We start from the raw sequence: 19,902 nt of genomic DNA, 5'->3' as shown, positions 1-19,902 counted from the left end.
GCTAACTATCATAAACCATCATACATGAACCGTCACCTATGAACTATTTAAATAAATTTCTATCTTTCCCTCTCCGTATCTCAAACCACAAAACCATTACTTATCGTTTCAAACATGAAAGAAAATAACGAAGCATCGCGCAGAGGGTTCCTTAAAAAACTAGCCACTACCGCAGCTGCGGCCAGTGTCGGCAGCAATTTATTGGCAGCCGAAAATATTGGTAGCTTTCATTACCTAAAACAGCAATACAACCACATTGGCGCCAACGACCAGGTGAATATCGCCCTCATAGGTGCCGGCGGCATGGGCACTTCTGATACCCAAACCGCCCTGCAGGTACCCGGCGTAAAGCTGGTTGCCGTGTGCGATTTGTACGATGGCCGCCTGGCCGATGCTAAAAAGAAATGGGGTGCTGATATCTTCACCACAAAAATTTATAAAGAAATACTGAACCGCAAGGATGTGGATGCCGTTATCGTAGCCACGCCAGATCATTGGCACCAACAAATTTCAGTAGATGCCATGCACGCCGGTAAGCACGTGTATTGCGAGAAACCGATGGTACACTCGGTAATGGAGGGTCCGGCCGTTATAAAAGCCCAGCAGGAAACCGGTAAGGTGTTCCAGGTGGGTAGCCAGGGGGTATCCTCGCTTGGTAACGAGAAAGCAAAAGAGCTATTAAAAAGCGGCGCCATTGGCGAACTGAACTACGCCGAAGGCTTTTGGGCACGCCGCGGTGCGGTAGAAGTTTGGCAATACCCTATTCCAGATGATGCTTCTACCCAGACCGTTGATTGGGAAACTTATGTAAGCAACACCCAAAAACGCCCGTTCGATAGCAAAAGGTTCTTCCGCTGGAGGAATTACACCGATTATGGCACCGGCATGGCGGGCGATTTGTTTGTGCACTTGTTCAGCAGCCTGCACTTCATTACCGGCTCTATGGGGCCAAATAAAATATACGCATCGGGCGGCTTGCGCTACTGGAACGATGGCCGCGAAGTGCCTGACGTATTGTTAGGCACATTCGATTATGCCAAGGCAGCGGCCCACCCGGCGTTCAATCTAAGTTTACGCTGCAACTTTGTGGATGGAACCAGCGGCACCACCTATTTAAAATTGGTAGGCAGCGAAGGATCGATGGATATTACCTGGGATAGCGTTACCCTGAAACGCAACAAAACCATTGATAATACCGACCCATTCTACATCGAAAAAATGAAGGCTATGGGCCAAACCAATAGCGGCCGTAAAATGATGCTGCCACCAGAGCAAATTACTTACGATGCCGAAAAAGGCTACCTGGGTGGCCCTTACGACCATATGAATAATTTCATTACCGCTATACGTACCAACGGCAAAGTTACCGAAGATGCTATTTTTGGCTACCGCGCCGCTGCCCCTGCCCTGCTTTGTAACGACAGCTACTTTAAAAACGCCCCTATGTTTTGGGACCCGGAGAAGATGAAAATGATAAAGGCATAATTAACATCGAATGAAACACCCCATCACCATACTCAGCATTGCCGCCGCCCTTACCTGCGCAATAGGCGCGCAAACCTATGCATCAAAAATTGGCGACCCGAAACCGATAAAGAAAGCCCCGGCCAGGAAAACTGCCTGGGTAAGCTTGTTCAACGGCAAGGATCTGAGCGGCTGGCACAGTTTCAACAAAACTAAGCCTGTACAAAACTGGGAGATAGAAGATGGCGCACTGGTTTGCCTGGGCAGCGTAAAAGGCACAGATACCGGCGGCGATATTGTTAGCGATAAACAATACGCGAATTTTGAGCTGGCATGGGAATGGAAAATTGACAAAGGCAGCAACAGCGGCGTACTGTACCACGTGGTAGAAGACCCAAAGTACACCGCCACCTATGTTACCGGCCCCGAGTACCAGATTATAGATGATATAAATTGGATGCCCGACAAGTTGGAAGAATGGCAAAAAACAGGTGCCGATTACGCCATGACCATTCCCAACGGCAGCAAAAAGCTGATGCCCGTTGGCCAATGGAACACCAGCCGCATCGTTTTTAATAATGGCCATGTAGAGCATTGGCTAAACGGCAAAAAAATCTTAGAATTTACCGCCTGGAGCCCCGAATGGGAAAAGAAAAAAGCCGAAGGTAAATGGAAAGATCATCCCGAATACGGGCTGGCGAAACTTGGCCACATTGCCCTGCAGGATCATGGGCATAAAGCTTATTTCAAGAATATCAGGGTGAGGGAGTTGTAAGAAAATGATTTCCAAAGTTCATGAAATTTAAAGCCTCAATCACGTTAATAATCGCCGGGGCGCTTCTAATATCCGTTAGGGCGCCCGGCGTATTATACGGTAGCGATAGTGGTGACTTTATATTCCTCCCCAAATTTAGAACCTTAAAAATAAGCCGCAAACTTAAATTAGTCAGGACCAAAACTAACCTGGATTACTTTTCAATACCGATATACGACTGTATTCGAGATTTTTACCATGATACCACGGGCATAAAAAGCTACGATCTGGAAGATAAAAGCAAGACCAATAGGATTGGGATTACAGAATATATTTTTAAAGACTCGACAGCAGCAAATAAAGCTTTCACTATAGCCTATGCTCACGCAGAATCCGTCCGGAAAAAACGGAGAGTAGATTTCGGCAGTCTGTGCGTTCCACATCAGGCTGGCGTATTTTTTTACGCATCAAAAAGTGGTGCGCATGTATATCTTTATTCCATTGCCTACAACTTTCAATATTACAACGCCGGTCAAGATAGCGTAGATACTAATATGCAAAACGACAAACGAATTTTACTGGACGACATTTATAAAGAAATGACAGGCCAGTAATTCACCACATGCGTGCTCGTTGATAGCTGGTTCGTCGATTCCTATTCCGCGTTCATCTTCCTACTAAACGGTTCGCTGATATTTTGTCGACTATCGTACCCTATTCGTCTAAAACTTTTGACCGGCGCGTTGGGTAATAACACCTTTGCGTAAATATTATCGCGATGCTCCGCCAAAAAGATTTCACCATAACCCTTATCCGCCTTTTACTGGGCTATATATTTTTTTCTGCTGGTTTGTGTAAGCTCACACACGGACATTTTGGGCAAATTATAGGCCCACCCCTGCTGGAAGATACTTTAGCCAAATATGGGCTTGGCCTATTTGCCCGTATAGTGGCAATTACGCAGGTTGTTTGCGGCATATTATTGTTATCGCAACGCTTTAGCACCATAGGCGCTATTATGTTGCTACCCATGAATTTATCTATACTGGCGGTAACTATTTCTATGCATTGGGTAGGCACGCCCTATGTCAATGGGTTCTTCATCATACTCAACATCGCCCTACTGCTTTACGACTGGCACAAACTTAAAGTACTCATTAACCCGGTTTTGGCTGCGGAAGTAAGGCCAACTGCTTTAGATGCGCATAATCAAAACAACTTCAATATTACGGGGATTATTTTTGCAGCCGCCGCGCTTGTTGCTTCGCGTTTTAGCATTGCCTTTACCAACGTATTTGCCCTAGCGGCGTTTGCGGCCATTGGCTACAGCGTAGTGCAAGTAAAAGCCATAAACAAAATACAGGGCCTTGTAATTGCCCTGGTAATGTTGAACATGATCATTATCACCCTTGCCGGTCGGCTGGGCACCATAGCCCAGAAGATGGCCCTGTACAATACATTGTTAATTTTGGCTCTCTTTGCAGCATCATTCATAAAATTCGCCAGGCGGCAAAATACACCTTTAGCATCATAGCCGATAACCAAAAAAGGGCCGCCGTTTCGGCAGCCCTTCTTGCTTAATAAAACTTTGGTGGCGGGATTAGATTCGTATCCTGCCGTTGGTGCCAGTAAGGGTATATAGGCGTGAGCTCGCTGGCGGCATCAAGTTTCTTAACTTGCTCGATAGTAAGGTTCCAGCCTACTGCGGCAAGGTTTTGTTTCAGCTGCTCCTCGTTGCGGGCACCTATGATGATGTTTGCAACGGTTGGGCGCTGCAGTAACCAGTTAATGGAAACCTGCGCAACAGATTTGCCAACTTCTTCGGCAACCTCATCCAGCGCATCAACAATATTGTAAAGGCGCTCAAAATCGGTTTCGGGGCCGTGGCTACCACCCTGGCTGCGGCGGTTATCTGCCGGGATTGGCTGCCCGCGCCTGAATTTGCCACCCAACTGACCCGAAGCCAATGGGCTCCAAACGATGGTGCCTACGTTTTGGTCGATACCAAGCGGCATCAATTCCCATTCAAACTCGCGGTCTAATACCGAGTAATAAGCCTGTTGGGCCACATATTTGGCCCAGCCATAACGTTCAGACACTGAAAGCGATTTCATCAGATGCCAGCCCGAAAAGTTGGAGCAGGCGATATAGCGTATTTTGCCGCTGCTGATCAGGGCATCCAGCGCGTGCAGGGTTTCTTCAACCGGCGTGTTGCCGTCGAAGCCGTGCATATGGTAAATATCAATATGGTCGGTTTGCAAGCGGCGCAGGCTGTTTTCTACCGAACGGATGAGGTGGTAGCGCGACGAGCCGTAGTTGGGGTCGTCGCCCATCTTAAAAGTCGCCTTTGTAGATAGCAGCACATCGTTGCGGATGCCCACGAGGGTTTTGCCCAAAATTTCTTCTGCAACACCGCCCGAATATACATCAGCAGTATCAAAAAAGTTTACGCCCGCATCCATGCAGAGGTGTACCAGCTTCTTTGCATCGTCGAGCTGGGTATCGCCCCATGCCTTAAAAAAATCCCCGGCACCGCCAAAAGTAGCTGTACCAAAACTAAGCACGGGAACTTTAAGGCCCGAGCCGCCTAATTGTCTGTATTCCATAGTAAATGTAAATTTTTATGACACAAGCAGAAATGCTTCTGTTAAATTTCAAATCTCGGTGATATGGTTTTAAATTCATATCACTGTAATAACATAAATTGATTTTTTAACCGGGTGGTGGACTTATTAATGCCGGCTTATGAACAACTGCTTTACCTTGAAAAAGAAAGTCCTCCATATGGGTTGCTTCATATGGCTAATCCGGCCCATACAGGCAATAATAAACCTACGCATACCCGTTTCGGTATGCACGTTCAACTGCACCACAATCACAGCCAGCATAAGCATCACCAGCGAATAAAACGCCAAATTTTGTAACGCATTGCCAACGCTTAAGTGTTGGAACTGGAACACTTGCAACCTGGAAAACATGATGATAGATGTATTATAATTGGTTTTGCAAGACCGGCGAGCGGCCCGATAATTCAAATCCAAAACAAATCTAATTAAGCAAAAGTTAATTTACAACTTTCAGGAATATTTTTTGCACAACCTTTTAAGCATTGCTTAAAAAACAAGCGGTGCATTGTTTTGTCGAGTTACGAAAATTGCTCCTTGTTAAAGTAATGCGCGTTTAGCTTAGCGTCTTCTCCATGCAAACAAAGCGCATGCCCGGCCTGAAAGCAAGGCCTATTTCGCCGGAAAAAACATATCCGAGTTTTATGAAGAGCTTTTGCGCGGCTTTGTTCTCCTTGTTCGTATCTATACGCAGCAGCGGGATATTCCGCCGACCGGCCTCGTATTCGGCTTCCATCAGCAAGGCTTCGGCAATGCCCTGCCCGCGGTAATGCGGACTCACCACCAGGCGATGGGTTACGATGGCTGGTTGGCTAATGTCTAACCCGGCTTGTTCATACTCGGGGTACTGCTCGGTAGTAATGGCCGATGCACCGGCTACCCGGCCGTCAATTTCTGCGACCCACAACTGTGACACCGCTACATCTTCGGCAAATGCTTCTGGGTTTGGATAGGTATCGTTCCATTGAAAGTTGCCTGCGGCCTGCATCAAAGGCACAGCCTCTTTCACGATGGACATGATAGCGGGGATATCGGCAAGGGTAGCGCGACGGATATTCATGGTAGCCTATTTTGTAACCCCAAAGATAAAAAATGTGAGGGAACGTTTAGTTTTCTCCTTTACAATAACCGATATAGAACAAGCGGAGCCGCCTAAATCGGGGATCAGCCGATTCGCCTATAGGTTTTAAATACCCGCTATCAATCATTATGGTGTTACCCAAGGTCCTTGCCGGTTGCAGGCTCCATTTCAACTTCAGCGTGTCGCCATTTTTTGTCCATTTGCCCATCATCCAGTCGTTATATAAAAACACGCCGGTAGCGTGCAGTTCAAAGGTATGGTCTTCCCTGAATTCAATCGTAGTTTGGCTCTGCGTTCCCTCGTAGCAAGCCCGAAATTTAACCGCGCTGAGGTGGCCTTCCCATGAACCTGTCGGCGCGAGTATTGCCGTTAAATAAATCACAATCGGGTAAAAATAGCTTCGGTTTAGCTCTTTCCGGTTCTTAAATATCGAGATTACCTGCTTCACCAGGTATATCACCATCATAATCAACGTTATGACAATAAGTAGTGCGGCTGCCATCTGACACCACCATGGCATAAACCTTTCTATGTAGCCATAATAAAAGGCTAACAAGGTAAATATCAAACCTGTTGATACAGCCGTAATTAATTTGCGGTTGTTCTGGCCCACTGTCATTTACTATTTTAATTCCCTAACCATTTCATCTGCACATCTAAAATTTAAAATCTGCACATCCACTAATGGTTATGCTTTTTATGGATATCCTTTACCAGGCAAAGCTTCTTTATCTCATCCAGGCGGATAGGAAATGGCGAATACTTCAGGCGGTTGCCTATCATCTCGGTAGTATTGTCGGAATGGGCTATCACCTCTTCGGGGTTATCGCTGGCCAACAGGCGCTTGTACATGCGGTAATCGCCCCATTCAATATAATACACCTCGCCGGGCAGTATCTTGCGGTCGCTGATTATTTTTAGCGCCACCCAGCAGCCGTTCTCCAGGTACGGGTACATCGAATGGCCCCAAACAGGCAACGCAAAATCGCATTCCTCAATACCGGGGAAGTTCATTCGCCCCACAGGCAGCGCATCGTTTATATCATTGTAAACCTCTACTCCCGATGCTGTGGCTATGATATCATACATGGGGATACCCTCGCCGGTGCGTACATATACAGGTTTATCCGTAGTTTTTACGCCGCCCAATAAATCTCTGTATTTTTCTTTAAATATCTTTAATTTCTCTGGATCGATGTTCTGTCGGCTCTTAATTATCTCGGTAATACTGCTGGCGTTGTTAAAGCCGAGGACTTCGGCAAGCTCGCTGTTATTGTTGAAGGCCTTACCCCGTAACTGGTTGTACAGGATAATAAACTCCAGCGTTTCGGGCCGTACGGTTTTTATCTTACCAGGTTTTGCTTGCTCTTCCATTTCGAAAATATTTTTATTTATTTCTTGATTTAAATAAAGATTATTCTTTATATTTGCAACGTGCTTATTCGATAAAGGTACTTATAAAATTCTCCTGAACAAAATTAAAATCAAGAATATACAGAAACACCCAGCCTATGTACATAGCCCACAGCGCCCTCCGCAACACAATTAAAACCGGCCAGCCCCAATTAAGCAACCCCGAAATGCAACAGCGCATAGCCGCCTACCAGTCTGCCTGCAACAAGTACAAGCAGGAAATAGCCGCCATACAAAAGTACCTCCCCGGCTGGATGCCCGCGTTTGACGCAGAACCCAACAGGTAAATGCTGACGATAATAGCACCAATGAACTAATGAACCAATAAACTAATACAAAATGAAACTAACGCAAAAACTAAAAGACGAACTGTGGTGGATGATTATATCCGTAGACTATAATTATAGCCGCATCAGCATTGCCGACCACGACCTGGGCGATGAAGTGTTAACCCTGTGGCTGGAAGACAAGCACGATTTCAAAAACAGCCTGGACGAATGCCTGCAGCTGGACATACCCCTGAAGCAATTCGCCAAGGTGATAAAGGCCGAAAACCTCAATAGCTACGAGGGCAGCCGCCTGCACCCCAATAAGCAATACGTTTACAAAACCCGCATCGAGATAAACGCACCTTTAAAATGGTACCGTGAAGATGCAGCCGCAATTGAGCAAACCTGGGCCCGCGAAGCCATGCTGAAAAGCATACTCACCCAGTTGATAGAAACCGAAACCGTTGGTGAAAATTTATAAGAATTATGCCAATTAGCATAAAATACATATTGATTGTATTGGTATTGGTTATTGCCACCTACAACCGAGGGAACGGCGGCGGCCCGATGCCCCAAGACACCAAAAAGCCCGGTAAAAAGGGTAAGCGAATTAGATTATTACAGTAGTAATCCGATCAAGTTAGCAGCGCGTTGGCGAACAAACATAGCCCTAAAAAAAGCAGGAATAGCAAGATAAATGATTTCATAAGCATAGTATAGATTGATGATACAAAGCTTGTGAAACATGCGCAGCGGGGCAACCGTGTTTTAACGGTAATTGAGCGAGAAATTGACGGGTAGGTAAATGTGCAGATTTCAGATGTGCAGATGTGCAAATTTAGATAGGCAAAAAACCACCGGCTCCCCGAGAGGCGTTCACATTAGGATTTAGGATGACAGGTTGTCTCGTCTTTAATTCTCCCTCTTTTTGGGTGCAGCCATTGGCGCAACTTCTACCAACTCTTCCGTTTCTTCCAAAGCTTCGGCAGGTTTGGTGTTATAGTTGAGCTTGCGGAAACGCCAGGTAGCAAAAGCGGGTTCCTGGAAACGGTTTATAAGCTTAAAAAACTTTGGGAAGTTGTGTACCTCTTCAAGCAGCACGCCTGGTACGATGCCATTGTTATCGAGTATCTCGCGGATGGTGTATTCTTTGCCTTTGGTAATCCAGATCTCGAAATCGCGACGGATCTCTTCGTTCTTATCAGCGTCTATCTTATCGTCAATGCAAATTACTTTATCACCCGGCTTCATGCTGCAAATTTATTGTTTTTTTTGATTACACCGATGAAAGATTGATTCACCGATTAACACTGATTGCATGTCTGCCACCGCGAATTGCAGCTACTACTTTTTTGCACGCATTCCGGCTAATGCTTCTTTAAAATCGCTGTAATAAGAATCTATAGTTTTGGTTTTTATTGCTGGCCACTCGCTTTCTGGTAAGCTTAAGGGCTTCCCTTTCCCTTCGGCTGTCGTAGAGTTAGTAAAAGCATCCATCCCGCTTAAATTAAGCCAGCGTTGGTCGTACTCTTCATTGTTGTCTTTAACAAATGCCACAACCCTGCCAATTATATTTTCTAAGGTGTCGAGATTTTTAAAAGCATAAGTATTTATTTGCGGACCAAAAGTAGCATTAACTTGCGCTACAGGCCCGGATGTACTCTTGTCGGTACAACGATTAAAATCGTAACGGGTGCGTAACTGTGCAACATAAAACCAAAAAGAGGCCTCATCTTTTCTATCAAGTTTAAAGAGCACCGCAGATAAGGCATATAAAACAACCGGATTATGTTTATTGGGTTCGGCAATTATTGGGGCAATTAATTTTGCTTGCTGAGATTTTTTTGCATTAGTCAATTCTAATACTAAATTGTTGTCGGCCTCTACCTTTATTTCTTTATATACGCCTGTTGGCTCAACAATATGATCAGTTACCTGTGCTTTTAACACGGTAGTAAAACAAACGTATAATATAATGGAGGCAATATTTTTTTTCATATGTTATCTAATGTAAATATAACCAGCTTCTTGCCCGGCGATTACAAATTAATTCCCACCCGGCATGGCGATATAAAACGCTGTGCCTTCGCCGGGGTTGCTTTCCAGCCAAATGCGGCCGCCCTGCAATTCGGTAAACTCTTTGCATAAGAGTAACCCCAGGCCCACGCCCTTTTCGTTATTAGTGCCAAACGTGGCGCCAGCCTGTAACGAAAAGAGTTCCGACTGCTTCTCCGGAGTAATGCCGATACCATTATCGCGAACAATGAGCCAGCACTCGCCGCCAATCTGTTTTGCTTTAAAGGCTATCTCGCCTCCGCTGTGGGTAAATTTGATAGCGTTGTTGATGAGGTTGCGTATCACCAGCTGCAGCATATCGTTATCCGCTACGATTTTGATATCCCAATCCAAATCGGCAGTAAGGGTAATACCTTTTTTCAGAGCTATAGAGCGCTCCAACTCGAGGGTGTTGAACAAGGCGCTACGTAGGGAAACGTACCCTAGCTTTACGTTTACGCCGTCCATCTGGCCCTTGCTCCATAACAATAGCGTGCCCAGCATATCAATGGTGCGGCGGGTAACCTTTAGCAGATCGCCCTCTACCATACGGCGCTCTTCGGTATCCAGTTCATACTCGGTAACCAGCTCCAGGTAATTCTGAATATTGCTAAGCGGCGAGCGCAGGTCATGCGCAATGATTGACATCAGCTTATTGCGTTCCTGGTTTATGCGTTCCAGATCATGGTTTTGTTGCGTTATCTGCTGATTCTTGCGCTCGATAGCGTTTGTTTTTTCGGAAGCTGAGCGCTTTTCATGATCGTAATTACGGCGGAGATAAGTAATGGTGTAAAATACCACTATAACCACAACTACATAACCAGACGTGATATCGAGAAACCTGCTGCTGCGGCTGTTATAAGTTTCGGGTACCCATTCCGGGTGGTAGTATTCAATTCCATGCAACACCAGCATAATACCAGCATTTATAGCAACCCAAAGCTTGTGTTGTTGCTTGGGCACAATGCATAAAAGCAGCAAGATGCACAGGCCCATAAGCATGTCGTTCGGCCCCCGGGTACCCGAGTTATACAAAAAATTAGCTGCAAACAAAACATTGCTGGTAATAGCAAAAACGATGATAGCTTGTTTTGTTTTCTCCTTGTAGCGCGAGAGGTAATATAGATATGAACATATTAGCAAAGTGCCGAGGCTAATTATGGCGATTTCCGGCAGGCCGATAAGAAAATTAAATGGCACATTGTAACCGAGCGAAGCAATGCTTAATATACAAACAGAATGAAATATCCGTGCTTCCAGCGGAAACTCTGCGGTTGACCCGGTAACCCTGATCCACAGCTTGTTCATATTTCCAAAGAGGCTCAAATTTATTAACGTTTAGGTAACGCAAGGTTACTAATTAAAATTAAAGGGGGCAAATGCGGCCAATGCACCAGCACGTAAATATAAACTAAGCAACCAACACTTACACTATTTATAAAACCGGTGCTTTTGCTTTTAAATTTGGCTGTTTACGCATTTGCTTTATTCTAATTTACGTAACAAATTGTCAGTTATCATAGCTAAGGGAAAACTATATATTTAATTGGTATTTAGTGCTGCGCCCACCGGCAGCTCATTTATCTTTTTGCCAACTATAGGTCATGAGCCGAATAATGCGACTATTCGGCTCATAAAAATAAACTCCGCATTCCACAAAAAAAGCCGGGCGATGCCGGCTTCTCAAAAGAAAATATTGTAGGGGTGCTTAATTGCGGCTAAACCCGCCGCGGCCACCGCCGCCACCGTTAAAGCCAGGACCTTTATCCTCGGCTATGTTAACAGTAATGCGTTTGCCGTAATAGCTTTGCCCGTTCATGCATCTTATAGCTTCTTTAGCTTCATCTTCGTTCACCATTTCAACAAACCCAAAACCCCTGCTCTCTTTTGTTTCACGATCTTTTACGATCCTGAGGGACTTAACCGGCCCAAAATCTTCAAAAACCGCATTTAATTCAGCCTCGTTCACTTCTAGTGGAAGGCCGCCAATAAATACTTTCATTAATCTCCTTTATTTTCTGCAAATGTACGAAAAAAAGGGCATTTTTCACCCTTCCAGGCTGCCTAAATAGCGTGGTAGCCTGTTTTTTACAATAACGTGTCAATATGACGTATTAGTATTTCACGAAAATTGTCGATGGGACCGGGCGGTGTTCAGCTTCTATTTAAGCTTGAGGTTAAAAGTACCCTCCACCCGGTAAAAAGGCGAATCGGCTTTATCGTCATGCGCCAAAAAGGTAAAAAAAGTGCCTTTGGCCAACACGCTATCCTGCCGGTAATGCAACAAATCTATAACTCCGGCGTCACCAGGCTCGGTAAACTGGGTAAGGCTATATTGTTTGATGTGCAATGCATCGGGGCGAAGCAACAGTTGGCTACCCTCTACCCCTTTGGTAATTGCAGCAGCGGCAGTGCCTTTGCTGCTGATGGCAAAACTCATGGTGTGGGCCTTATTTATCGCCGTTATGCCAAAGTAACGGTTATCGCCAACGCTGATGTTTACGAATGCGATAGAATCTTTTACAGCGTCGAAAGTGTAGGTAGAATCCAGCAAATCGAAAGTCAAGGTACCGCTTGCTGCCAAAAAGTTGGTGGCGGGGGTTGCGGCGAGGGCGCTATCGGCGGCGGCTACGGCTTTTTTCTGGTCCACAGCTTTATCGCCCTGATCTTTCTGGCATGCAGATGCCATTAGCGCAAGGAGCAAAACAAACGAAACATACCAGTTAGTAAACCGTTTTGGATGCATAGATAAATTGATGGCCCAAAAGTAAAAAATATTTCTGTAAAGTCCCCAGCGAATCTCGCGCGCACAAAAAAAGCTTAACACTTTTTAACTATTATATAGTACGTGTTTGGGCCACAAAAGGTTTGCCTGATTACGTGTGTTTTTTACAATAATTTTGTTTGTAAATCAACTGTTTAGTCCGTAGCTATTTACATGGCCACCAACCGTCATTCGCCACTTAAAACCCTTTAGGCACGCAGCCGTTCGTCAAACGAAAACTTTTTAATGGCGGTAATTTTGATCTTTTCAAAATCGGGGTGAGCAGGGTTAAACAGGTAGTTGTACTCCAAATCTATAATGGCGGAGGGGACTTTTAGTACCGCTGTTTCCATCTTTTGTAGCCAGGTATCGCCCATCATTTGGGTAATGGGGTAATTTAATACTTTTTGCCAGTCGGGACTTAGCCTGGTTAATTGCTCCAGGCTTATTTCTTTAATAGCTAATTTGGACAGCACGTTAAACATCGTGACCGAAAAATCCCCGGTGTACAAGGAAGTGCCTGCAGTGTGTGCCAATTTTTCGAGGCATGATAATGCCAGCGAGCTGCCCGTATAAATCACATACCGCCCGCGCGAGTTCCAGCGCCCATCGATGCCCGAGCCTTTACGGTCGGCAGCGTATTTGGTTTGGCCTATACGGTAGGTGTTCATTTTTTAGGAGGTTGAAATGTTGGAAGGTTGGAAGGTTGAAACGTTGGAAGGTTGGAACGTTGGAACGTTGAAGGACTGGGAGTTGAAACTGCGGCAGCAACTTACAACTTTTCAACAAAAAAACAACTTTACAACCTTTCAACTTTACAACCTTTGAACACCTTTAGGCGGTAACCCCGTAATCTATACGGATTAGCTCGCTCATTACAATACTGATGCCGGTGATGGTATCCAGCATATCAAAAGGGATGGCATCAATACCAACATTGTAATGCCGCAGCCAGCTTTTAAATTCATCAAGCGAGCCAAAAGTATCAAGCCCCTTATCAAAAAGCTCTAATAGCTGTATAATGTGCTCGCTGAGGCCGGGGTTTAGGCCTTTGCTGCTTTGTATATGCTTGCGCAGTGTTGGCTCGGTAATATCAAGCCATTTGGCAATATCTATTTGGGTAACGCCGGTAACCTGCAACAACGTGGTTAAGGCACCGGGTTGCAGCCCCTCTTTTATAGCGCCTAACTTGGCCAGCGGAGACTTAAAGAAGGTTTCGTAAGGTACGATTAGCTCGTGCACCATAGATACCGGTGTATCAAAATTGGCGTATGGCCGCACAGGTGCCTGGTTTTTACGCACACTGGCCTGCCGGGTTTTGTTTTCTTTATCTTCCATACACAAATGTAAATATTTTCTATTTAAAAAGAAATTATTTTTTATTTTATTTACCGCCTGATTTTTAATTTTTTTCTAATAATATTAGCATTCTTCAAAAATTCTTCGTACATTTGTATACAAACTATGCCAATCGGCATTTTAATCATAAATCAACATCCCATGCTATTCTTATCAAACGCCAGCGATCTTATCGGTCGTATCGAGGGCTATTTCCGCCATATTAAAGGCGACGATTACCCCGAGGCTGCAAAGACAGCCCAAACCCAAAACAACGAAGCCGCCACAAACAATCAGGCCAACAAGCACAGGCCTCCCGAACCAGCCCTGCTCACCGGCCTGGCCCTTTTTATCGGCTTTGCTAGTATGGACGATTTCGTGGCTTACGAGCAAAAAGGCAAGCACAAAAAAATCTTGCGTACGGCACGCCTACGCGTAGAAGCCGAGTACGAGAAGAAGCTACACCTGCCTGCTCCTACCGGTGCCATGTTCGCCCTGCGCTGCATGGGCTGGGCTGATACCGCCAATGCGCCGCAAAGCGCACCGCCGAAAAAAATACGGGTAGAAATAGTAGAGGCCGGCCCCAAAGTTTCGGGCAGCGAAAAGGACGTAATCGTATAACCAAAAAACCACCCAAACATGCCAGCCAGTAAATACCCCAAAATGAAAACTACCGCCGTATTTAAGCATAACTACGATTCGGCGGCGCACGTAATCGTAAACCAGGGCGGCACAAGCTCCGGCAAAACGTATTCTATTATACAGATATTGTTTGTGCTGGCAGCCGCCGAAACGCTTGTTATAACGGTAGTAGGCCAGGATATGCCCAATTTAAAAGCCGGCGCGCTCCGCGATGCCATCAAAATCCATAAAACATCCAAAGTATTTATGCGCAGCGTAAAAAACTATAATAAAACAGACAGTATTTTCGAGTTCCACAACCAGAGTATCATTGAGTTCAAAAGCTACAGCGACGCGCAGGATGCCAAATCGGGCAAGAGAGATTACCTCTTCGTAAACGAAGCCAATGGCATCAAATGGGATGTGTATAGCGAATTGGCCCTACGCACCAGCAAACGCGTTTATATAGATTATAACCCCAACCACGAGTTCTGGGTGCACGAAAACCTGATAGGCCGCGAAGGCGTGCAGCTGATCATATCAGACCACCGGCACAACCCATTTGCCGACGAACACATCCATAAAAAAATAGAAGCACTTAAAAACGTCGACCTAGAATTATGGAAGGTTTACGCCCGTGGCCTTACCGGCAAAATTAAAGGGTTGGTATTCAACAACTGGTTCGTATGCGAAGGCATTCCCCCAGATGCGAAACTGCTTGCCGCCGGGCTCGACTTCGGGTTCACCAACGATGAAACGGGCTGCCTGCTGGTGTATCGCCAAAACGGCGAACTTTGGGTAGATGAGGTATTGTATGAAACCGGCCTCACCAATACCGATTTAGCCAAACGCCTCAAAGCCGCGGGTATCAGCAAAAGCACCGAGATAATTGCCGATAGCGCGGAGCCGAAAACGATTGAAGAACTTAAACGGATGGGCTGGTACATTACGCCCGCAAAAAAGGGTGCGGACAGCATCGTCCACTCTATAGACATACTAAAACGCTTTAAGATAAACGTAACCCGTGCCAGCGTAAACCTGCGTAAAGAGCTTGGCAAATACAAATGGAAAGTAAACAGGGCCGGCAAAACCACCAACCAACCCATAGATGCCTGCAACCATCTGATAGACCCGCTGCGCTACGTTGCCCTCAACAAACTAAAGATAGAAGCGCCCAAAACGCTAAAAAGTACGCTGCCAGCCCCCCAGCCTCCGTTAGCTAACGGAGGAGTTTTCGACGAGCTTATCGGCATGGCATAAGCCCCCCGCCCCCTGAAGGGGAGTTCTTGAACAACATATTGGGATGGCTCAACGGCGATGGCAATCTGTGCAATCGGTGAAACGGCGAAGCTCTCTTGAGCGCTATAAAACAACAATATGCGAGAAATCAATTCAATCGGTTAAATCAGTGAATAAAAAATAATATGATAGAAAAAACACTAAAAACAACCCAAGGCAAGCTACTAATCAGCATGCCGCAACAACTAAGCGAAGTAACATTAGGGCAAATGATGCAGCTACAGGATGCGCCCGACCTTAAGGACCTGGATGCCATCAGCATCCTCTCCGGCGTGCCCGCCTCCGAGCTGCAAAACGTAAGCAACGCCAATGATTTTATGGATTTTGCTGATGCGGTGCTCAACCTATCGCACCAGATAAAATACTTGTACAACAGCGATGCCGTACCCAAAACCGTTACGCTGGAAGTGGCCGGAAAACAAGTAACGCTCGATGTTATCAAAAACCTTTCGGTAGAGCCCGCAGGGGCCTTTATGGCAGCACGGGATGTGATAGCCGATGAGATTGCCGCCCACATCAAAAAATATGGCGAAGAAAACTGGCAGGATTACTTTAAACCCTCGCTTACAGCGTGCTGCAAGGTGCTCGCCTATTATTTCTATTGCCGGGCCACAGGTAACACCTATGATGAATATGCTGCCACCAACTTTACCGACGTGATTAAAAAACTATGGGTAACGGAGGCGCTGCCCATCGCAAAGCATTTTTTTATGAACTTTCCCAACTTATCGAAACCGAAAACCGGCTTTTGGCATCAGCTGCTACAACTCTTGAAAAAAGGGCTGGCATACACGCTTTCGAAAAGTTTAGGTATATCAACACCGTAAACTCCCTTGCCGGGGGCGACATCACCAAATGGAGCCATATCCTGGCCATGCCCTACGAACGCATCCTCATCAAGCTGCTGCTGAATAAAACGGAGGCGGAATATCAGAAAAGGTATGCAGAGCTTCAGAACAGTTAGCAGTTTACAGCGGGCAGTTCGCAGTGTCAAAGCCTGGAACCACTCTCTAATCAACCACTCTCCACTCACTAACCCATGCGCAACCAAATCCAATCCATCGTACAAACGCTCACAGGCACACCTGCCTTTTTGTACGGCACCGAAAAAGAACTGAACACCCTGGCCGATGATGCCGCTTTCCCCTGCGTAATGCTTTACCCGCTGCAGCCCATTGTGGTATCGCCGCAGGTGAATGGCTCGGTCGACAATGTTTTTACCCTTTATCTGGAGTTTTTATACAAGACCGAGTTTGGCCAGTACACTGCCGAAAACGAAACCTACGTGCAGCAAGCCCTGCAAATGGCCAACCAGTTTATGGTAAAAGCCGCCAAATATCGCGATGGCGAAGGCCGCTACTTCCGCATCAAAGCCGGCGAGAAGGCCAAATGCCTGCCTGTTTACAATAAGTACATCGCGCCGCGAGGAGGCTGATAATAGCGTAGATAATGGCAGCGGCAAAAACACGCCATCGCAGTTGGAGAAGGATTTAGGCACCTTCCAGGGCGCGAAGAGCGCGAAGAAAATTATCGTGATTGAATACGAAGACGAGAGCGCCAAGCCCGAGTTTCAGCCTTACGCCATACAGAACAACGATAAGCTTTTCGAAAGCACCGAACGCTCGGTAGAAGCCAGGATCATCAAAGGCTTTTCGGTACCTAAAGAGCTCATCAACCCGGAGAAGTCCTCGGGCTTAAGCAACGGCAGCGAAAAAAAACAGGCTATCAGCGAGTTTAATGATAACACCGCCGCCGACAGGCAGGAACTAAGCGAAACCCTGGAAGAGGTGTTCAGCCACTATTACCTGGCAATCAATCCCTCGAACAACTGGCGTATAGTACCAGTACCTGCAAATGTATCTGACGACAATATCGGCCTGAAAGCAGGTGCGGCTGTAAATCAACTGCTGCAATCTGCAATCCCTCCCGAAAACAAAATAGCGGCATTAGTTTATGCTTACGGCTTTAAACAAGCCGAAGCAGAAGCCATGTGTGGATAGCCCCCTAACCTCCGCCAGCTGGCGGAGGAATTATTAATCACAATCTTAAATAACATGAATTACAATTTAATTACTCCCCCTTCAGGGGACCGGGGGGCTTCGCCATGCTAAACCTCATTATCCCCGCCACCCTGCAGCGATACGAAGATATTGCTGCCAACGTAAAACCCGAGCGGATGAAAACGTTCATCCAAAAAGCGCAGGAACTCGACCTGAAACCCTTTTTAGGCTACGCCTTGTATTACGACCTGGTAAAGCACCTCGATGCAGAGGGTACGCTTAAAGACGATGCCCCTCAACACTATAAGGACCTGTTAAATGGCAGCGAATACCTGGATGAGCAAGGTTATATTGTATTACATCAAGGCTTGCAACCCGTACTGGCCTATTTCGCTTTCGCAAGGTTTATAGAGGCAGATGCCGTGCATTATTCGGCCACGGGCCCGGTCATCAAAAAACACGAAAACGCCGATGCCTTACCCTCCAAAGATTTGGCAAAACTGGTGCAGCAACAACGGAGTACGGCCAACGCTTACGCCAATGAAGCCGAGCGGTTTTTAATAGACCATCGGGAAGATTTCCCTGCATGGCATTACAATCAAAAAAACAAAAGCGCAAGGCAGCCCGGTCCGCGCATCCGGGGGGTAGACAGGTCGGATTTTAATTACCCGACTGATAATTACAGCGCACATCAATTCACCAACGAATTCTTAAATTATGGCAACGGATAAAAAAATAAGCGAACTACCTGTACTCACAAATATTGGTGCAAACGATATCTCTATTTTAGTAAATAATGGTGTCGATTATCAATTCTCTATAAGCACTTTACTGCAATATCTTGCCGCCAACTTTTCGTCCGGCGCCTCCATAACCTTCGGCACGGCGTTGCCACAAAACAACGCCGGTAAAAATGGCGACGTGTTCCTGAAAACCAACACAGCACAATTTGCCCAAAAAATATCAGGCACGTGGTCAATCGTTTACACACTGCCCGAAACAAATGGAGCAGACGGCACTATCCTATACGGCGCAGGCCTGCCAGCGTCAAACACAGGCAAAAACAACGATACGTATATTAACACCCTTACAGGTATTTTCTATTTAAAAAGCGAAGGAAGCTGGTCGCAGGTATTTTCTATGCAAACCGGCCCGCAGGGCCCGCGCGGCGAAAAGGGCTACACCGGCGATACAGGCCCGGCCGGGAAAAGCGTGCTTAGCGGTACAACAAATCCTTCCAACCTGGCCGATGGCTTAGATGGTGATTTTTATATCAACACCAATTCCTTAACTATTTTTGGCCCAAAAACCAGTGGTGCCTGGGGCGACGGGGTATCTATAGTTGGTGAACAGGGAGAAAAAGGCGATGATGGCGCTACAGGGCCGCAAGGTGCACAGGGGCCACAAGGAACTACGGGCGCAACAGGTGCCACAGGCGCAACAGGACCAACAGGCCCTACCGGAGCAACCGGCGCTACAGGCGCGCAAGGGCCAGGCGTACCAACAGGCGGCACAACCGGGCAAATTTTAGCCAAAAATTCAAACACCAACAACGATACGCATTGGATAACACCGGCAACCGGGGTAACGGATCGGGGCAGTAGCAGTACCAGTACGAATGATAGCATTGAAAGCTATCCCAATGGGCTAACTTGCGAATGGGTGAACAGTGATTTCCCGATAGCGGGTGTGTTGATAACCCATAAAACCGCTACAAATGGTGGAATGCTAATGCAGACATTAACAAACATCTCCAATCCGGCTATATTTTACTTGAGAGTAGGCTGGCCTTCCGGCGGTTTCAGCACATGGCAACAAATTCAAACAGGAAGTCCATTAGCAACAGTATTAACAGGATATACTTCAGGAGCCGGTACTGTAACAACTTCCGACACTATACTTCAAGCTATCCAGAAGCTGAATGGCAACATTAGCAGCATTGTTAATATGGTTCATGACAGAGGAGACCGGACTGGCTTCCCTGCTGACGATTTTAGCACTTACCTAATAGGTACAACTTTTGAATATGTAAATCATACCGATTTTCCGATAGATGGAATATTGACTACTCATAAATCTAATGGCCTTGGGGGTATTGGGTTTCAACAACTGGTCAATGTTGGCAACAGCGTAACCTACATAAGAGGTGGATACTATATTGGCTGGGGAGCTTTCAAGCAATTAACCTTGACATAATATTTTGAACCACTATCCTTCAAA

Annotated in this window: 25 protein-coding genes; 13 read left to right on the top strand and 12 right to left on the bottom strand. The window is 46.2% G+C overall.

Going from position 1 to position 19,902, the window contains the following annotated elements:
* Positions 1-114: 114 nt before the first annotated feature.
* The 4 genes from AC1DXC_RS14265 to AC1DXC_RS14250 all read left to right on the top strand — a co-directional run bounded on the left by AC1DXC_RS14265 (position 115) and on the right by AC1DXC_RS14250 (position 3,752).
* On the top strand, positions 115-1,485 hold the full coding sequence (locus AC1DXC_RS14265) for a Gfo/Idh/MocA family protein (protein WP_477459821.1): 1,371 nt from the start codon (positions 115-117) through the stop codon (positions 1,483-1,485).
* Between the two features lie 10 nt (positions 1,486-1,495).
* Complete coding sequence (locus AC1DXC_RS14260) at positions 1,496-2,239, top strand: 3-keto-disaccharide hydrolase (protein ID WP_477459820.1); 744 nt, start codon at positions 1,496-1,498, stop codon at positions 2,237-2,239.
* Positions 2,240-2,259: 20 nt separating this feature from the next.
* On the top strand, positions 2,260-2,832 hold the full coding sequence (locus tag AC1DXC_RS14255; protein WP_477459819.1) for a hypothetical protein: 573 nt from the start codon (positions 2,260-2,262) through the stop codon (positions 2,830-2,832).
* A 164-nt stretch (positions 2,833-2,996) separates the two neighbouring features.
* Complete coding sequence (locus AC1DXC_RS14250) at positions 2,997-3,752, top strand: DoxX family membrane protein (protein ID WP_477459818.1); 756 nt, start codon at positions 2,997-2,999, stop codon at positions 3,750-3,752.
* Between the two features lie 43 nt (positions 3,753-3,795).
* On the opposite strand, the gene AC1DXC_RS14245 is transcribed toward AC1DXC_RS14250, so the two are convergent.
* From AC1DXC_RS14245 to AC1DXC_RS14225, 5 genes are all read right to left on the bottom strand, one after another.
* A complete protein-coding gene (locus tag AC1DXC_RS14245) occupies positions 3,796-4,824 on the bottom strand; it encodes an aldo/keto reductase (protein WP_477459817.1) in 1,029 nt (342 codons plus the stop codon).
* Between the two features lie 126 nt (positions 4,825-4,950).
* Positions 4,951-5,196 carry a hypothetical protein gene (locus AC1DXC_RS14240; protein WP_477459816.1) on the bottom strand — a complete coding sequence of 82 codons (246 nt, stop codon included), beginning with the start codon at positions 5,194-5,196 and terminating at the stop codon, positions 4,951-4,953.
* 202 nt (positions 5,197-5,398) lie between these two features.
* Positions 5,399-5,902 carry an N-acetyltransferase family protein gene (locus AC1DXC_RS14235; protein WP_477459815.1) on the bottom strand — a complete coding sequence of 168 codons (504 nt, stop codon included), beginning with the start codon at positions 5,900-5,902 and terminating at the stop codon, positions 5,399-5,401.
* A 46-nt stretch (positions 5,903-5,948) separates the two neighbouring features.
* The gene (locus tag AC1DXC_RS14230) at positions 5,949-6,425 is read right to left on the bottom strand and encodes a hypothetical protein (protein WP_477459814.1); all 477 of its coding nucleotides are present in this window, start codon (positions 6,423-6,425) and stop codon (positions 5,949-5,951) included.
* 179 nt (positions 6,426-6,604) lie between these two features.
* Positions 6,605-7,297, bottom strand: coding sequence for a S24 family peptidase (locus AC1DXC_RS14225; protein ID WP_477459813.1), 693 nt, complete (start codon positions 7,295-7,297; stop codon positions 6,605-6,607).
* 137 nt (positions 7,298-7,434) lie between these two features.
* Between AC1DXC_RS14225 and AC1DXC_RS14220 the strand changes: the two genes are divergently transcribed.
* Entirely contained in the window at positions 7,435-7,623 is a 189-nt protein-coding gene (locus AC1DXC_RS14220; RefSeq protein ID WP_477459812.1) for a hypothetical protein, read from the top strand.
* A gap of 52 nt (positions 7,624-7,675) precedes the next feature.
* Positions 7,676-8,086 carry a hypothetical protein gene (locus AC1DXC_RS14215; protein ID WP_477459811.1) on the top strand — a complete coding sequence of 137 codons (411 nt, stop codon included), beginning with the start codon at positions 7,676-7,678 and terminating at the stop codon, positions 8,084-8,086.
* A gap of 431 nt (positions 8,087-8,517) precedes the next feature.
* On the opposite strand, the gene AC1DXC_RS14210 is transcribed toward AC1DXC_RS14215, so the two are convergent.
* The 7 genes from AC1DXC_RS14210 to AC1DXC_RS14180 all read right to left on the bottom strand — a co-directional run bounded on the left by AC1DXC_RS14210 (position 8,518) and on the right by AC1DXC_RS14180 (position 13,762).
* Entirely contained in the window at positions 8,518-8,856 is a 339-nt protein-coding gene (locus tag AC1DXC_RS14210) for a hypothetical protein (protein WP_477459810.1), read from the bottom strand.
* Positions 8,857-8,949: 93 nt separating this feature from the next.
* Positions 8,950-9,603 carry a hypothetical protein gene (locus tag AC1DXC_RS14205; RefSeq protein WP_477459809.1) on the bottom strand — a complete coding sequence of 218 codons (654 nt, stop codon included), beginning with the start codon at positions 9,601-9,603 and terminating at the stop codon, positions 8,950-8,952.
* Positions 9,604-9,651: 48 nt separating this feature from the next.
* Positions 9,652-10,968, bottom strand: coding sequence for a sensor histidine kinase (locus AC1DXC_RS14200; protein ID WP_477459808.1), 1,317 nt, complete (start codon positions 10,966-10,968; stop codon positions 9,652-9,654).
* Positions 10,969-11,368: 400 nt separating this feature from the next.
* The gene (locus tag AC1DXC_RS14195) at positions 11,369-11,662 is read right to left on the bottom strand and encodes an RNA recognition motif domain-containing protein (RefSeq protein WP_477459807.1); all 294 of its coding nucleotides are present in this window, start codon (positions 11,660-11,662) and stop codon (positions 11,369-11,371) included.
* 159 nt (positions 11,663-11,821) lie between these two features.
* A complete protein-coding gene (locus AC1DXC_RS14190; RefSeq protein ID WP_477459806.1) occupies positions 11,822-12,349 on the bottom strand; it encodes a hypothetical protein in 528 nt (175 codons plus the stop codon).
* A gap of 284 nt (positions 12,350-12,633) precedes the next feature.
* Positions 12,634-13,095 (bottom strand): RES family NAD+ phosphorylase, encoded by a 462-nt coding sequence (locus tag AC1DXC_RS14185; protein ID WP_477459805.1) that lies wholly within the window; start codon positions 13,093-13,095, stop codon positions 12,634-12,636.
* A gap of 163 nt (positions 13,096-13,258) precedes the next feature.
* Positions 13,259-13,762 carry an antitoxin Xre/MbcA/ParS toxin-binding domain-containing protein gene (locus tag AC1DXC_RS14180; RefSeq protein WP_477459804.1) on the bottom strand — a complete coding sequence of 168 codons (504 nt, stop codon included), beginning with the start codon at positions 13,760-13,762 and terminating at the stop codon, positions 13,259-13,261.
* A gap of 162 nt (positions 13,763-13,924) precedes the next feature.
* Between AC1DXC_RS14180 and AC1DXC_RS14175 the strand changes: the two genes are divergently transcribed.
* The 7 genes from AC1DXC_RS14175 to AC1DXC_RS14145 all read left to right on the top strand — a co-directional run bounded on the left by AC1DXC_RS14175 (position 13,925) and on the right by AC1DXC_RS14145 (position 19,878).
* Positions 13,925-14,383, top strand: coding sequence for a hypothetical protein (locus tag AC1DXC_RS14175; RefSeq protein ID WP_477459803.1), 459 nt, complete (start codon positions 13,925-13,927; stop codon positions 14,381-14,383).
* Positions 14,384-14,401: 18 nt separating this feature from the next.
* Positions 14,402-15,643 carry a PBSX family phage terminase large subunit gene (locus AC1DXC_RS14170; RefSeq protein WP_477459802.1) on the top strand — a complete coding sequence of 414 codons (1,242 nt, stop codon included), beginning with the start codon at positions 14,402-14,404 and terminating at the stop codon, positions 15,641-15,643.
* Between the two features lie 164 nt (positions 15,644-15,807).
* Entirely contained in the window at positions 15,808-16,509 is a 702-nt protein-coding gene (locus AC1DXC_RS14165; RefSeq protein WP_477459801.1) for a hypothetical protein, read from the top strand.
* Positions 16,510-16,721: 212 nt separating this feature from the next.
* On the top strand, positions 16,722-17,117 hold the full coding sequence (locus AC1DXC_RS14160; protein WP_477459800.1) for a hypothetical protein: 396 nt from the start codon (positions 16,722-16,724) through the stop codon (positions 17,115-17,117).
* A complete protein-coding gene (locus tag AC1DXC_RS14155) occupies positions 17,026-17,682 on the top strand; it encodes a hypothetical protein (protein WP_477459799.1) in 657 nt (218 codons plus the stop codon). Before AC1DXC_RS14160 ends, AC1DXC_RS14155 begins: the two co-directional genes overlap by 92 nt.
* A 104-nt stretch (positions 17,683-17,786) precedes the next feature.
* On the top strand, positions 17,787-18,413 hold the full coding sequence (locus tag AC1DXC_RS14150) for a DUF6712 family protein (RefSeq protein WP_477459798.1): 627 nt from the start codon (positions 17,787-17,789) through the stop codon (positions 18,411-18,413).
* On the top strand, positions 18,400-19,878 hold the full coding sequence (locus AC1DXC_RS14145; protein ID WP_477459797.1) for a hypothetical protein: 1,479 nt from the start codon (positions 18,400-18,402) through the stop codon (positions 19,876-19,878). The genes AC1DXC_RS14150 and AC1DXC_RS14145 overlap by 14 nt, the downstream gene beginning before the upstream one ends.
* Positions 19,879-19,902 lie beyond the last annotated feature (24 nt).

This window comes from Mucilaginibacter sp. P2_D11, assembly GCF_056404435.1.
The sequence above is the reverse complement of the archived record's forward strand: the minus strand, read 5'-3'. Positions and strand labels throughout refer to the sequence as shown.

Excerpts from the sequence above, each read along its gene's own strand:
- AC1DXC_RS14265 (WP_477459821.1), top strand. The coding sequence starts at position 115 with ATGAAAGAAAATAACGAAGCATCGCGCAGAGGGTTCCTTAAAAAACTA.
- AC1DXC_RS14260 (WP_477459820.1), top strand. The coding sequence starts at position 1,496 with ATGAAACACCCCATCACCATACTCAGCATTGCCGCCGCCCTTACCTGC.
- AC1DXC_RS14255 (WP_477459819.1), top strand. The coding sequence starts at position 2,260 with ATGAAATTTAAAGCCTCAATCACGTTAATAATCGCCGGGGCGCTTCTA.
- AC1DXC_RS14250 (WP_477459818.1), top strand. The coding sequence starts at position 2,997 with ATGCTCCGCCAAAAAGATTTCACCATAACCCTTATCCGCCTTTTACTG.
- AC1DXC_RS14245 (WP_477459817.1), bottom strand. The coding sequence starts at position 4,824 with ATGGAATACAGACAATTAGGCGGCTCGGGCCTTAAAGTTCCCGTGCTT.
- AC1DXC_RS14240 (WP_477459816.1), bottom strand. The coding sequence starts at position 5,196 with ATGTTTTCCAGGTTGCAAGTGTTCCAGTTCCAACACTTAAGCGTTGGC.
- AC1DXC_RS14235 (WP_477459815.1), bottom strand. The coding sequence starts at position 5,902 with ATGAATATCCGTCGCGCTACCCTTGCCGATATCCCCGCTATCATGTCC.
- AC1DXC_RS14230 (WP_477459814.1), bottom strand. The coding sequence starts at position 6,425 with ATGGCAGCCGCACTACTTATTGTCATAACGTTGATTATGATGGTGATA.
- AC1DXC_RS14225 (WP_477459813.1), bottom strand. The coding sequence starts at position 7,297 with ATGGAAGAGCAAGCAAAACCTGGTAAGATAAAAACCGTACGGCCCGAA.
- AC1DXC_RS14220 (WP_477459812.1), top strand. The coding sequence starts at position 7,435 with ATGTACATAGCCCACAGCGCCCTCCGCAACACAATTAAAACCGGCCAG.
- AC1DXC_RS14215 (WP_477459811.1), top strand. The coding sequence starts at position 7,676 with ATGAAACTAACGCAAAAACTAAAAGACGAACTGTGGTGGATGATTATA.
- AC1DXC_RS14210 (WP_477459810.1), bottom strand. The coding sequence starts at position 8,856 with ATGAAGCCGGGTGATAAAGTAATTTGCATTGACGATAAGATAGACGCT.
- AC1DXC_RS14205 (WP_477459809.1), bottom strand. The coding sequence starts at position 9,603 with ATGAAAAAAAATATTGCCTCCATTATATTATACGTTTGTTTTACTACC.
- AC1DXC_RS14200 (WP_477459808.1), bottom strand. The coding sequence starts at position 10,968 with ATGAACAAGCTGTGGATCAGGGTTACCGGGTCAACCGCAGAGTTTCCG.
- AC1DXC_RS14195 (WP_477459807.1), bottom strand. The coding sequence starts at position 11,662 with ATGAAAGTATTTATTGGCGGCCTTCCACTAGAAGTGAACGAGGCTGAA.
- AC1DXC_RS14190 (WP_477459806.1), bottom strand. The coding sequence starts at position 12,349 with ATGGCATCTGCATGCCAGAAAGATCAGGGCGATAAAGCTGTGGACCAG.
- AC1DXC_RS14185 (WP_477459805.1), bottom strand. The coding sequence starts at position 13,095 with ATGAACACCTACCGTATAGGCCAAACCAAATACGCTGCCGACCGTAAA.
- AC1DXC_RS14180 (WP_477459804.1), bottom strand. The coding sequence starts at position 13,762 with ATGGAAGATAAAGAAAACAAAACCCGGCAGGCCAGTGTGCGTAAAAAC.
- AC1DXC_RS14175 (WP_477459803.1), top strand. The coding sequence starts at position 13,925 with ATGCTATTCTTATCAAACGCCAGCGATCTTATCGGTCGTATCGAGGGC.
- AC1DXC_RS14170 (WP_477459802.1), top strand. The coding sequence starts at position 14,402 with ATGCCAGCCAGTAAATACCCCAAAATGAAAACTACCGCCGTATTTAAG.
- AC1DXC_RS14165 (WP_477459801.1), top strand. The coding sequence starts at position 15,808 with ATGATAGAAAAAACACTAAAAACAACCCAAGGCAAGCTACTAATCAGC.
- AC1DXC_RS14160 (WP_477459800.1), top strand. The coding sequence starts at position 16,722 with ATGCGCAACCAAATCCAATCCATCGTACAAACGCTCACAGGCACACCT.
- AC1DXC_RS14155 (WP_477459799.1), top strand. The coding sequence starts at position 17,026 with ATGGCGAAGGCCGCTACTTCCGCATCAAAGCCGGCGAGAAGGCCAAAT.
- AC1DXC_RS14150 (WP_477459798.1), top strand. The coding sequence starts at position 17,787 with ATGCTAAACCTCATTATCCCCGCCACCCTGCAGCGATACGAAGATATT.
- AC1DXC_RS14145 (WP_477459797.1), top strand. The coding sequence starts at position 18,400 with ATGGCAACGGATAAAAAAATAAGCGAACTACCTGTACTCACAAATATT.